The organism is Azoarcus taiwanensis (genome assembly GCF_012910885.1).
GTDB lineage: Bacteria > Pseudomonadota > Gammaproteobacteria > Burkholderiales > Rhodocyclaceae > Azoarcus_F > Azoarcus_F taiwanensis.
Map to the genome: position 1 here is coordinate 1 of NZ_WTVM01000105.1, position 13693 is coordinate 13693.

Below are 13693 nucleotides of genomic sequence, written 5' to 3' on the forward strand. Positions count from 1 at the left end.
TGTTCGAACCGCTCGAGCCTGCCGCCATCGAGCGACTCGAGGACTGGTTGGCAGCGCATGTACTCATGAACGCCTCAGTCCCCATCAACGAACGGGATGCGGCTCGCATCGTCACCGGCCCCTCGCTGATCTGATTCGCTGTTACACGGACTGAATGCAGCACCTCGGTTCGGCCGACGTCGTCGGCCGAACCGCTATGCGCTTTGCGCGTTTCAGGCTTGATGAGGGTTTACCCCATGCATTCGGCAAGCCGGATGATTAGGGAAAACGCCCCTAGCTTCATGCGTGCCATCCCCCTAGAGTAAGCGCGTCATGGCCTGGAATCGGCTTTGATGCCTGATGGCCGCATCCTGCGGCCGTTCATGCTTCTCTGGGCATTCATGCTGAATGCGCTGGCCGCCCGATCCAGGTCGATGTCCGAACGGTCTCCCAGACCGACGGATTGGGCGCGGGCGGATGGTCCGTACGCGCCGCAAGCTGCGTTCGGAGGTTTTCATGCATGCAAGTGGTAGCGAGGTAGCAGCGCAGGTCGAAGCGGTTCTGGACCAGATCAGAAACAAACTGCCGGCCGCACAGGCAGCGGTCGTCGAGGCTTTTGCCGGTAAATTCTTCGAGAAGGTCGATGCCGAGGATCTGGTCGGGCAGTCGGTGGCCGATTTGTATGGATTGGTGCTCAGTCAATGGCATTTCGTGCGCAAGCATCCAGGCGGAATGCGTTTGCGGGTGTACAACCCGCGTCTCGAGGAGCATGGCTGGGAATCGACGCATACCATCGTCGAGATCGTCTGCGACGACATGCCGTTTCTCGTCGACTCGATCACGATGGAGGTCAATCGTCAGGGTTTGACCCTGCACCTGATCATCCATCCGGTGATGCGGGTTTCACGCGACAAGCAGGGCCATTTCGTCGGTCTCGCCGACGGCGACAAGGATGGTGATAACCGTGTCGGCTTCGAGTCGATCATGCATGTGGAGGTGGATCGGCGTGCGGATGAAAGCGATCTGGAACTGCTCCGAAGCGGCCTTGAAAATGTACTTGCCGATGTGCGTGGCGCGGTTGCAGACTGGACGTCGATGCGTGAACGGGTTGTCCAGATCGCCGAGGGTGTCGATGCGGCCGCGAGCACCGAGGCCGCGACGGAGGCGCCCGAAGCCAAGGCCTATCTTCAGTGGCTGCTGGACGACAATTTCGTGCTGCTGGGGTGTCGCGACTACGATCTGGTCAGTGCAGACGGCGACAATGAATTGCGGGTGCGCCCCGGCTCGGGCCTGGGACTGTTGCGTGACAGCGGCGACGAGCATGCGTCGCGAGCCTTCTCCGCGCTGCCGCCCCAACTCAAGGCGCAGGCGCATTTGCCACGATTGCTGACGATCACCAAGTCAAACAGGCGCTCGACGGTTCATCGCTCCGGTTATCTCGATTACATCGGGGTCAAGACCTTCGATGCCGAAGGCAGGGTCACCGGCGAGCGGCGGATCATCGGCCTGCTTGCCTCCACCGCATACAGCACCGCACCGTTCCAGATTCCGGTGCTTCGCGCGAAGGTCGCGGCGGTGATCGAGAGGGCCGCTTTCCTGCCAAAAAGCCATGCCGGCAAAGCCTTGCAGACGATCCTCGAACGCTATCCGCGGGACGAGTTGTTCCAGATAGACACCGAAGAGCTGTACCACCACGCAATGGGTATTCTCCGGCTTGGGGAGCGACAGCGCACGCGTCTGTTCGTGCGGCGCGACCCCTTTTGTCGCTTCGTCACCTGCCTCATCTACGTGCCGCGGGAGAACTACAACACCGAGCAGCGGCAAAGAATGCAGGCGGTGCTGATGGATGCCTTCAATGGGGTGGCCTCGGAATTCGACGTGCATTTCTCCGAATCGGCACTGGCCCGCATCCTGATTATCGTCCGAACCGCCGACTGTGTGATCCCCGCCTACGACGTGCGTGACATCGAGCAGCGCCTGGTAAGTGCGTCGCGCCGCTGGGAGGACGAACTCCAGCGTGCGCTGCTCGAACACTGCGGCGAGGAGCGGGGCATGCGCCTGCTTCGTCGCTACGGCAGCGGTTTTCCGGCCGGCTACCGGGAGTATCACAACGCCCGCGTGGCGGTCTTCGATATCGAGCAGATGGAGTCGCTTGTCGACGAAAGCGGTCTCGGTATGAGTCTCTACATCCCGCTGGAGGCCGAGCCGGGTCGGCTCAACTTCAAGCTCTACCGACTGGAAGCGCCAGTGCCGTTGTCCGAAAGCCTGCCGATGCTCGAACGCATGGGGGTGCGCGTTGTCGACGAGTTTCCGGCGGAGATCGAGCGTCAGGACGGGCGAAGAGTCTGGATTCATGACTTCGGTCTGAGCTACGGCGCTGCCGAAGAACTGGCGATCGACAAGGTTCGACCCTTGTTCCAGGACGCGTTCATCCGTGTGTGGCGCAATGAGCTCGAGAATGACGAATTCAATCGACTCATTCTGCTGGCGGGGCTGAACTGGCGAGAGGTGTCGATGTTGCGGGCCTACGCCCGTTACATGAAGCAGGCGGCGTTCACCTTCAGCCAGTCCTACATGGAGCAGACGCTGGCGGCGCACCCGGGGCTTGCTCGTCAGCTCGTGGCGCTTTTCGCTCAACGTTTCGATCCGGCCGAGTCCCGTGCGCGGGCTCGTAACCAGGGCAAACTCGTGGCCGGAATCGAGCAGGCACTCAACAACGTCGCCAACCTGGACGAAGATCGCATCATCCGGCAGTTTCTGGCGATGATTCGTGCGACCCTGCGGACGAACTTCTACCAGCGCGGCAAGAACGGCGAGCCCAAACCTTACATCTCGTTCAAGCTCGATCCGTCGCGCATTCCGGCGCTGCCGCAGCCGTTGCCGATGTTCGAGATCTTCGTCTATTCGCCGCGCATGGAGGGGGTGCACCTGCGCGGTGGCAAGGTCGCGCGCGGCGGCTTGCGCTGGTCCGACCGCATGGAGGATTTCCGCACCGAGATTCTCGGCCTGGTGAAGGCGCAGATCGTCAAGAACGCGGTCATCGTGCCGGTTGGTTCGAAGGGCGGGTTCGTCACCAAAATGCTGCCGAGCGAGGGTGGGCGCGAGGCTCAGCTTGCCGAAGGTGTCGCATGCTATCGCATGTTCCTCAGCGGTTTGCTCGATGTCACCGACAACCTGGTGCAGGGCAAGGTCGTGCCGCCGGTCGACGTCGTCCGTCACGACGATGACGATCCTTACCTCGTCGTTGCTGCAGACAAGGGTACCGCGACCTTCTCCGACTACGCCAACGAGGTCGCGGCCGAGTATGGTTTCTGGCTGAGCGACGCTTTCGCTTCGGGTGGCTCGGTTGGCTACGACCACAAGAAGATGGGTATCACCGCGCGTGGTGCCTGGGAGTCGGTGAAGCGGCACTTTCGCGAGATGGGGATCGACACCCAGAACGAGGACTTCACCGTGGTAGGGGTTGGCGACATGTCCGGCGACGTATTCGGTAACGGCATGCTGCTGTCGAAGCACATCCGACTGGTCGCAGCCTTCGATCATCGTCACATCTTCATCGATCCGAACCCCGACGCGGACTCCTCGTGGACCGAACGCGCACGCATGTTCGCCCTCCCGCGTTCGTCCTGGGACGATTACGACAAGTCGCTGATTTCCGCTGGCGGCGGCGTGTGGCCACGCTCAGCAAAGTCCATCGCCCTTTCGGAAGAAGCGCGTCAGGCACTTGGCATCGACGCTACAAGTCTGACGCCGACCGAGCTGATCAAGTCCATCCTCAAGGCGCCGGTGGATCTGGTCTACAACGGCGGCATCGGCACCTACATCAAGGCGGCGAGCGAGAGTGACCTTGCGGTCGGTGACCGCGCCAACGATGCGGTCCGGGTCAACGGCGGCGAGCTGCGCTGCAAGGTGGTCGGCGAGGGCGGTAACCTCGGCGTGACCCAGCTTGGGCGAATCGAGTATGCGCTGGCTGGCGGCCGCATCAACACTGATGCCATCGACAATTCGGGCGGGGTCGACTGCTCGGACCACGAAGTCAACATCAAGATTCTGCTCAACAGCGTGGTCGCCGAGGGCGAGCTGACCATGAAGCAGCGCAACCAGCTGCTTGCCGACATGACGGACGAAGTCGCCTCGCTGGTGCTTCGGGACAACTACGCGCAGACCCAGGTCCTCTCGGTGATGCGCGCACTGGGCACGGTGCTGACCGACGAACACGTCGAGTTCATTCGCAGACTGAGTCACGCCGGCCGCCTCAACCGAAAGATCGAGTTCCTGCCCCTGGATGAGGAGATTGCCGACCGTAAAGCGGCCGGTATCGGACTGATGACGCCGGAGCTGGCAGTCTTGCTCGCTTACAGCAAGATCGCGCTCTACGACGAAGTGCTGGCCTCGGATGTTCCGGAGGATCCGTACATTTCCACGGCCTTGCATCGCTACTTCCCGGAGCCCCTGCGCGAACGCTTCGCTACGCAGATCGCGGCTCACCCGTTGCGGCGCGAGATCATCTCGACGCACGTGGTCAACAGCATGCTCAACCGCGTTGGCGCAACCTTCGTCAGCCGGTTGCAGGGAGAGTATGGCGCACCCGGGACTGACATCGTGCGTGCCTACATGGCCACGCGGGAGGTCTTTGGTCTGGTGTCGATCTGGCGCGAGATCGAGGCGCTGGACAACCAGGTCGACAACGCGGTCCAGACCGAGATGATCATCGCCTCGGGCCGCCTTATCATGCGTGGCAGCACCTGGTTCCTGCGTAACCGTCGTTGGCTGGCCGACCTCCAGGCCACGCTCGCCCATTTCTCACCGGGTGTCAGCGGCTTGTCGTCTGCCTTGCATGGTCTCGTGACCGCCGATTACCGTGCCGAACTGGATGCATCCGCGGCCAACTATGTCGCAAAAGGCGTCCCGCAGGCGCTCGCCGAGCGCGTGGCGTCGCTGGACGAGCTCTATTCTGCCCTCGACCTGGTCGAGATTGCGGTCGAGAGCGGGCGGCCCGAGCATCTTGTAGGCGAGGTCTATTTCGCGATCGGCGGGCGTCTCGATCTGCACTGGATGGCTCGGCAGATAGCCGCTTTGCCGGCCGGCTCCCGCTGGCAGATTCTCGCCCGGAGCGCCCTGCGTGTGGACTTGTCGAACCAGGCAAGAGCCCTTGCGAGCGACGCGCTGCGACAGGCGCCTGACGGGGCCGACGCATCAGCCATTGTCGATGCCTGGGCCACCGCCAATGCCTTCCACCTCGAGCGCTATGATCACCTGCTTGGCGAGATCAAGACTGCAAAGGGCATTGAGATGCCGATGCTGTCAGTGCTGATGCGTGAGTTGCGCAGTATGGAGTGATGGTCGACGCGAAACGCGCCGCCTTCGGACCCAAGAAAACGCCCGCATATGCGGGCGTTTTCTTGGATGAGCTGCTGCGTGCTTCCTACTTGCGCTGGTGCCCGTATCGTTTCACGCGGGTGTGCTGCATGAACCACACCAGTGCCAGGAGTGCGAGGGCCGGGATGTAGATCCACTCCTTGGCCGGACGATCCTCGGTGGGCAGTTCCAGGCCAGTGATCTGGAAGCCTTGCTCCAGGCCAAGCCGGGCGGCACGGCTACCAAAGCGCACCGACATGATCTGGACCTGATCGCCCAGCACCATCACGTTGAGACCGATGGCGTTCAGGCGGTCGCGCGCACTCTCGGCGGTGTCCCCCAAAGGCAGCAGCACGCCCTTGGAGATGTCGCGCCCCTCGAGCGACATGCCCTCTATCCAGATGCGCAGATTGGCGTTGGCCGGCTTGCTCTCGACGACCGAGGTGAATTCGGACAAGGGTACGTCGTCGTAGGGGTCGGCCACCATGTCCATCCAGAAACTCGGACGGAACAGGCTGAACGTCACGAGCAGCAACAGCACCACTTCGATGGCTTTGTTGCGTGTCACGAACCAGCCCTGGGTCGCAGCCGCAAAGGCCATGCTCGCAATTGTCGCGGTGACGATCGTGAGTATCAGCTGGAAGGTGTTGTCGATGCCGATCAACAGCAGTTGTGTGTTGAAGATGAACATGAACGGCAGGATTGCCGTCCGCGCGCTGTAGCCGAAGGCGGTAAAGCCGGTGCGAATCGGGTCTGAGCGCGCGATACCGGCCGCGGCATAGGAGGCCAGGCCGACCGGCGGGGTCACGTCCGCCATCAGGCCGAAGTAGAACACGAAGAGGTGCACCGCGATCAGCGGCACCAGCAGGCCGCTCTGTGCGCCGAGCTCGACGACCACCGGTGCCATCAGGGAGGACACCACGATGTAGTTTGCGGTGGTCGGCAAGCCCATACCCAGGATCAGGCAGATCACCGCGACCATGATGAGCATGATCATCAGGTTGCCTCCCGAAACAAGCTCGACGATTTCGGTCATCACCAGGCCGATGCCGGTCAGCGTCACGGTGCCGACGATGATGCCTGCCGCCGCGGTGGCTATGCCGATCGCGATCATGTTGCGCGCGCCTGTGACCAGGCCGTTGAACAGATCGGCCAGACCCTGACTGATGCCGGCAGCGTAATCCCCCGATTTGCGGAAGAGCGCGAAAAGTGGACGTTGGGTCACGATAATGAAAATGAGGAACATCGTCGCCCAGAAGGCCGACAGCGCGGGCGACAGGCGCTCCACCATCAGATTCCAGATCAGCACCGCCACCGGCAACAGGAAGTGGATACCCGACTTCAGCGTGGGCGCGATCTCCGGCAGGTACTCCATCGGCTCCTTCGGGTCTTCCATCTGCAACTCGGGGTAGCGGGCGCTGTAGGCAACGATCCCGATGTAGGCGGCGAACATCGTCGCGCTGACGATGTAGAACGATGCATCACCGGCGACCGTCTTCACCCAGCCGAAACCCCAGTAGATGATGGCTGCGAGGATGATCAGTCCGGAGAAGGTCATCACCGTGTTCGCAACGACACTGCGCAAGATCAGCGGGTCGCGCCGGGGCAGGCCCTGCAGGTCGGCCTTCATCGCTTCGAGGTGAACGATGTAGAACAGGGCAATGTACGAGATCAGCGCAGGGACGATGGCATGCTTGAGCACCTCGATGTAGGGAATGCCGACGTACTCGACCATGAGGAATGCTGCAGCCCCCATCACCGGCGGCATGAGCTGGCCGTTGACCGACGAGGCGACCTCGACTGCAGCGGCCTTGTCTGGGCGGTAGCCGACCTTCTTGATAAGCGGGATCGTAAACGTGCCGGTGGTAACCACGTTGGCGATCGAGGAGCCCGAAATCAGCCCGGTGGAGGCTGAGGCAACGACCGCAGCCTTGGCCGGCCCGCCGCGCAGGTGACCGAGCAGCGCGATCGCCGACTTGATGAAATAGTTGCCCGCCCCGGCGGTCTCGAGCAACGCGCCGAACAATACGAACAGAAAGATGAAGCCCGCCGAGACGCCTAGCGCGACCCCAAAAACGCCTTCGCCCGTGATCCACAAGTGGCTCATGCCGCGCGACAGTGAAGCCCCCCGATGCGCGATCAGGTCTGGCATGTAGGGTCCGAAGAAGATGTAGACCAGGAAAACGATGGCGAGAATGACGATAGGCAGGCCGAGCGAGCGGCGCGCGGCTTCCAGCAGCAGCGTCAGGCCGACGACTGCGACGGTCAGGTCCATCGTCGTGGGCAGGCCCGGACGGGCGGAGAGCTCCTTGTAGAAGATGAACAGATAGGCTGCGCAGAATGCCGCAACGAAAGCCAGCAACCAGTCGAGTACCGGCACGTAGTCGCGAGGCGATCCCTTGAATGCCGGATAGGCCATGAATGCCAGGAAGACTGCGAAGGCGAGGTGGATCGCCCGAATCTCGGTGGCGTTGAAGACCAGGAAGCCGAGACTGAAGGGCAAGGGCGAGGCGACCCAAAGCTGGAAAAGCGACCAGCACAGCGCGATGACGAGCAACAGGCCAGCGGTGAAACCGGTCGGCTTCCGCCCACCCGTGTCGGCTTCGGCAACGATCTTGCGCAATTCCTCGTCGGTGAGTTCGTGATGCTCGGGAGTCTTGCCGTTGGCACTAGACATGATGAAGTCTTCCTTCTGATGCAGACTGAGCCTGCGCAGGCGTGCACCTGCTTGCTCTCTGCGGGTGCGGGCTCACCGCTTGGTCGGTCCGGAATGCGGGCCGGCGTGCAACATGCTTACCATGCACGAAAGCGGCGACGGATCTTGCTGAGCCGTCGCCGCGAAAGTCCAGCCGTCCGAAATCGTCTTGAGAGTCGGACGGCTTGGCCCCGAGACCAAACGCCTTGGGGCCGCAGCGCGGATTACATCCAGCCGCGTTCCTTGTAGTAGCGGACTGCGCCGTCATGCAGCGGGGCGGACAGGCCGTCCTTGATCATGTCCTCTTCGTTCAGGTTGGCGAACGCCGGGTGCAGGCGCTTGAAGTCCTCGAAGTTGTCGAACACCGCCTTGACCATGGTGTACACGACGTCATCGGAGGTATTGGTCGAGGTTACGAAGGTCGCGAGCACGCCGTAGGTCGGGGTGTCGTCCGGGTTGTTGGCGTAGAGGCCGCCCGGAATCTCGACCTTTGCGTAGTAAGGACGCTCTTCGACCAGCTTGTCCACCGCCGGGCCCGTGATCGGCACCAGCTTGGCGCCGCAGGTCGTGGTCGGATCCTGGATGTTCGCGGACGGGTGACCGACGGTGTAGAAGAAGCCGTCGATCTGGTTGTCGCACAAGGCGGCGCCGTGCTCGTCGGCGCGCAACTCTGATGCCAGCGAGAAGTCGGACAGACTCATGCCCATCGCGCCGATCAGGGTTTCCAGGGTTGCACGAGTGCCGGATCCCGGGTTGCCGACGTTGAAACGCTTGCCCTTGAAGTCTTCGAACTTGGTGACATTGGCGTCTGCGCGTGCGAGCACGGTAGCCGGTTCGGGGTGGAGTGAGAACACAGCGCGCAGTTCAGTGTTGGCCCCTGCGTCCTGGAAGCTGCTGGAGCCGTTCAACGCATGGTACTGCCAGTCGGACTGGGCGACCCCGAAGTCGAGTTCGCCGGCCCGGATCGTGTTGAGGTTGAACACCGAACCGCCGGTGCTCTCAACCGAGCAGCGGATGCCATGCTGGGCGCGGTTCATGTTGATCAGGCGGCAGATTGCGCCCCCGGCAGCGTAGTACACGCCGGTGACGCCACCGGTGCCGATGGTGACGAATTGCTGCTGGGCATGGACCGGGGCGGTGCCAAGCATGCCGACCGTGGCGAACATGGCGGCAATGGCAGTCAGTTTCTTCATGGGTGAACCTCCACTCGGGTTGAATTCTGCAGATCGGTCGGACGCGGCCCGAAGGGCGACGCGAGACCCGAAAGGCACGCCAGAGATTGGCGCTGCGGGATTACAGTAACCCGCCACCCCCCGATTTTCCAGCTAGGGATAGCCATATCAGGGTAAACCCGGGATTCATGGAGGTCGCTTTTCGGGCGCTCAGTGGGAGAAAATCTGCGGATGCAGAACGAAACCAAGAATGCTTCCGACGACCTCGAGCCCCTGGTCGATGCAGCCGGTACCACTCATGAAGCGGTTGCGGCGGGTGAGGCCCGCATCGTCAGTCTGGTGCCGTCGCTGACCGAGCTGTTGTGCGACCTCGGTCTGGCTCCGCAGCTGGTCGGGCGAACCGGCTTTTGCATCCATCCGCGGGAGGTCGTGCGGAGCATTCCGAAAGTCGGTGGCACCAAGGACGTGCGCCTCGATCGGCTCCGTGAGCTGGCGCCAACCCATGTGGTGCTCAACATTGACGAAAACACCCGTGACACCGCACAGGCGCTTGTCGATGTTGTGCCGCACGTGATCGTGACCCATCCGTGCGCGCCGGAGGATAACGCCGCGCTATACAGCTTGTTCGGTGGCATCTTCGGCCGCGAGCAGGAGGCTGCCCGGCTTTCGTCCGGTCTCGCAGATGCACTGACCGAGGCTGCATCGCTACGCGTCAGGGTGGAGGAAGAGAGGGTGCTGTACCTGATATGGCGCGAGCCGTGGATGACGGTTTCGCATCAGACCTACATCGCAAGCATGCTGGAACGGGTCGGCTGGATCTGCCTACCGGACGTTCATGAGCCGCGCTACCCGAGTTTTGAGTGGGATGCGGAATGGCTGACGGATGTGCAGCGGGTCTTTCTGTCGTCCGAGCCTTATCGCTTTCGCGAGCGCCATCTCGGTGAGGTGAGCTCGCTGAGCGGCAGGCCAGCCAGTCTCATCAATGGCGAGATGGTGTCCTGGTACGGCAGTCGGGCAATTGCGGGGTTGCGTTACCTCACTGCACTTCGTGCGGAATTGGCCGGGCTGCCTGCCACTGTGCCTGCATTGCCTCGGGTGTGACGATGCCGTAAAGCGGCCGGATCAATCGGTGCCGGGCCAGTTTCAATAGCAGCTTATCGCGGGTGATGAGGTGGCTGGCACCGGCATCGCGCGCGATTTCGAGGAACTTCTGGTCGTCGCGATCGCGACAGACAGGCAGCATTGCTGCCGCCTCATGCGCGGGCGGGGTGGCGACACAGCGTGCCGAATACTGTGACAAGAGCTCGACCTGACGTCCATCCGGTACTTTGAACTGACGGTAAGCCAGCACTCTCCGGAGTTCCTCGAGTGCGTCCTCCCGCGTGGCGAGTCGAACAAGAGATCCATCCAGTGCTTGCCTCAACACAAGCAGGCTTGGGTCCTCGAACACCCACACGGCCATCACCGTGTTCGTATCGAGTACCCAGACGCTCTTCTCGCTCGCACGCATGAGAGATTCGTTCCGGTGGACAGACAAGGGGGCTTTCGCCCCCTCGAAGCATATTGAGCTGAACGCGCTCAGGCCACCTGTTTCTGATCCAGGCGGATCTTGGCGAAAGAGCCGGGTGCGTCCTCGAGCACCTTGAGCTTACCCTTCGCCGGGTCGCGCGCGTCGGTCTGCTCGGCATCGAGCGTCACCACCCAGTCCTGCCAGTCGGTCCACCAGGAGCCCGCCTGCTGCTCCGCCTTCGACAGCCACGTGTCGGCTTCCGCAGGCAGCTTTGCCGCCGCATTGACCCAGAAACCGTACTTGTTGGCCGCCGGCGGGTTGACGATACCGGCGATGTGGCCGGAGCCGCCGAGGACGAAGCGAACAGGGCCACCGAACTTGAGCGAGCCCTTGTAGGTGCTCTTCCAAGGCGCGATGTGATCTTCGATGGTGGAGATGAAGTAACAGGGAACCTTGATCTTGCCGAGGTCGATCGGCACGCCGTCGATCTCGATGCCGCCGGGCTGCACCAGCTTGTTCTGCATGTACATGTTGCGCAGGTAGAAGCTGTGCATGCGTGCCGGCATGCGGGTGGAGTCCGAGTTCCAGTAGAGCAGGTCGAACGGGAACGGATCCTTGCCCATCAGGTAGTTGTTGACCACGAAGGACCAGATCAGGTCGTTGGCACGCATCATGTTGAAGGTGCCGGCCATTTCCGAGCCCTCGAGGTAACCGCGCTCGAACATCTTCTTCTCGAGGCTGGTGACCTGCTGCTCGTCGATGAACACGCCGAGCTCGCCCGGCTCGGAGAAATCGGTCATGGTGGTGAAGAAGGTCGCCGCAGCGATCCGCTTCTGGCGCTTGCCGGCGAGGTAGGCGAGCGTGGTCGCAAGCAGCGTGCCGCCGAGGCAGTAGCCAGCGGCGTTGACTTCCTTCTCGCCGGTCTGCTTCTCGATGGCGTCGAGTGCGGCGATGATGCCGTCGAGCACATAGGCGTCGAAGCTCTTTTCGGCGAGGCGCTCGTCGGGGTTGACCCAGGAGATCACGAATACCGTGTGACCCTGATCCACGCACCACTTGATATAGGAATTCTTCTCGCGCAGATCGAGAATGTAGAACTTGTTGATCCAGGGCGGCACGATGAGCAGCGGCTTCTTGAGTACCTTGTCGGTGCTCGGCGTGTATTGCAGCAGTTGCATCATTTCGGTCTGGAAGACCACCTTGCCCGGCGTCGTGGCGACGTTCTTGCCCAGTTCGAACGCGCTCGTGTCGGTCATTTTCACGCGCAGCTGACCGCCGCCGTCCTCGACGTCGCGAAGCAGGTTGTTCAAGCCCTTGAGCAGGTTCTGACCGTGGCTCTTGACCGTCTCGCGGAAGACTTCGGGATTGGTCATCGCGAAGTTCGACGGCGACACGGCGTCGATGTACTGGCGGGTGAAGAAGTTGACCTTGTTCTGGGTCTGCTCGTCCAGCCCTTCGACACAGCACGCGGTGTCATGCACGTGTCGTGCGGTGATCAGGTAGGACTGCTTGATGAAGTCGAACAGGAAGTGCTCTTCCCATTGCTCGTCCTTGAAACGCTTGTCGCCTTTATCAGGGGAAGCGACCGGCTCGGGATGCATGCCCATCACGCGCAGCATGGAGTGCTGCCAGAGCGAGAAGTAGTCCCACACCAGATTCATCTGCGACTGGGCGAGCTTGTAAGGATTCGACAGCAGCTTGGCCATCATGTCCATGAACGCCTGGGCGATGCCGAGTTCGTCGCTGGGGGTGGCGACGCCTTTCTTCAGTTGGCGCTGGATGTGATCCCCGATCATCGTCGAGGCGCGCTGCGCGACTTCGGCGTATGCCTTGGCGATTTCCTTGGGATCAGGCAATTCCACGTGCTCTTTCTCGGGGGCGGGTGAGGCCATGTGCTTCAACTCCTTATAATTTTCAGCCGGTTCGTTCGAATCGAATACTGCCGTCGGCATCCACCAGGCGGCGCAACTCGCGCCGATTCACCAGGTGGTTGAGGTGCGCGATCGCTTCCCCCATGGCAAACATCACCTGATGGGTGTCCAGAGGACGTGGAAACAGCGTCTCGAGCAGCGATGCTGCACTGCACACACCGGACATTGCCTTCAGCAGCGTCTCACAACGTTCTTCGTGATGCGCTTCGAGTTGATCGATGCGCGCGTGAACCCCGCGAAACGGTAGACCATGTGATGGTAGCACGAGCGTATTGTCCGGCAAGCCCTTGAGTTCATAGAGTGAACAGAGGAACCAGCCTAGTGGGTCGTCATTTGGCGTTGCAGCAAAAACGCTGATGTTCGTCGTGATGCGGGGCAAGAGCATGTCGCCGGAAATCAGCACGCCGAGTTCCTCGCAATACAGGCATGCGTGCTCGGGTGAGTGACCGTGGCCGACGATGACGCGCCAATTGTGTTTGTTGATGCTGAGCACGTCACCCGAGAACATGCGTTGAAAGCGTGACGGGAGGCTGGGAACGCCATTGCGGTAGGCGTTGCCGCGCTTCTCGAGCGCGTCCAGTCGCGTCTGGTCCAGACCGTGCCGCCGGAAGCTGTCCAGCATGTCGGGGATGGAATAGCCGGGGATCTGATGCCAGACTGCGTGTGCGCCGAAGTATTCTCCCTGGGTCATGAAAATCGGTGCGCCGTTGCGTCGCGACAGCCAGTCGGCAAGGCCGACATGGTCTGGATGGCAGTGAGTGACCACAACCCCGGCAATGCGTCGGTGCATGGTCTCCAGCAGGCTGTCCCAATGCTGCTTGACCTCATCGAGTCCGAAGCCGGCGTCTACCAGTACGACCTGGTCAGGGTCGTCATCGAGAACCCACAGGTTAATGTGATCGAGCGCATACGGAAGGGGCATCCGGACCCAGTGAATACCGGGCAGTACGGTCCGCATCTCGGCCGATGCCGGATGGTTGTCGAAGGGAAAGTCGAGTTCGCTAACAGGCGTCATGAGCGAGTTCCTGGCGTGCGGCATGCTTGCAAG

At 61.8% G+C, this 13693-nt stretch carries 7 protein-coding genes; 2 read left to right on the plus strand and 5 right to left on the minus strand.

Annotation, left to right across the window (positions count from 1 at the left end):
- Positions 1-495: 495 nt before the first annotated feature.
- Complete coding sequence (locus GPA21_RS14925) at positions 496-5319, plus strand: NAD-glutamate dehydrogenase (RefSeq protein WP_168988925.1); 4824 nt, start codon at positions 496-498, stop codon at positions 5317-5319.
- 85 nt (positions 5320-5404) lie between these two features.
- On the opposite strand, the gene GPA21_RS14930 is transcribed toward GPA21_RS14925, so the two are convergent.
- Both GPA21_RS14930 and GPA21_RS14935 read right to left on the minus strand, forming a co-directional pair.
- Positions 5405-8014, minus strand: coding sequence for a TRAP transporter permease (locus GPA21_RS14930; protein WP_168988926.1), 2610 nt, complete (start codon positions 8012-8014; stop codon positions 5405-5407).
- A 242-nt stretch (positions 8015-8256) separates the two neighbouring features.
- Positions 8257-9225, minus strand: a complete 969-nt coding sequence (locus GPA21_RS14935) for a TAXI family TRAP transporter solute-binding subunit (RefSeq protein ID WP_168988927.1) — start codon at positions 9223-9225, stop codon at positions 8257-8259.
- Positions 9226-9435: 210 nt separating this feature from the next.
- On the opposite strand from GPA21_RS14935, the gene GPA21_RS14940 reads away from it, so the two are divergent.
- The gene (locus tag GPA21_RS14940; protein WP_168988928.1) at positions 9436-10305 is read left to right on the plus strand and encodes a helical backbone metal receptor; all 870 of its coding nucleotides are present in this window, start codon (positions 9436-9438) and stop codon (positions 10303-10305) included.
- Here GPA21_RS14940 and GPA21_RS14945 read toward each other — a convergent pair.
- From GPA21_RS14945 to GPA21_RS14955, 3 genes are all read right to left on the minus strand, one after another.
- Positions 10241-10714 (minus strand): putative toxin-antitoxin system toxin component, PIN family, encoded by a 474-nt coding sequence (locus tag GPA21_RS14945; RefSeq protein ID WP_168988929.1) that lies wholly within the window; start codon positions 10712-10714, stop codon positions 10241-10243. The genes GPA21_RS14940 and GPA21_RS14945 overlap by 65 nt on opposite strands.
- Positions 10715-10782: 68 nt before the next feature.
- Positions 10783-12606: a PHA/PHB synthase family protein gene (locus GPA21_RS14950; RefSeq protein ID WP_168988930.1), complete on the minus strand. Its 1824-nt coding sequence runs from the start codon at positions 12604-12606 to the stop codon at positions 10783-10785.
- Positions 12607-12628: 22 nt separating this feature from the next.
- Positions 12629-13660, minus strand: a complete 1032-nt coding sequence (locus tag GPA21_RS14955; RefSeq protein ID WP_168988931.1) for an MBL fold metallo-hydrolase — start codon at positions 13658-13660, stop codon at positions 12629-12631.
- Between the last annotated feature and the right edge of the window lie 33 nt (positions 13661-13693).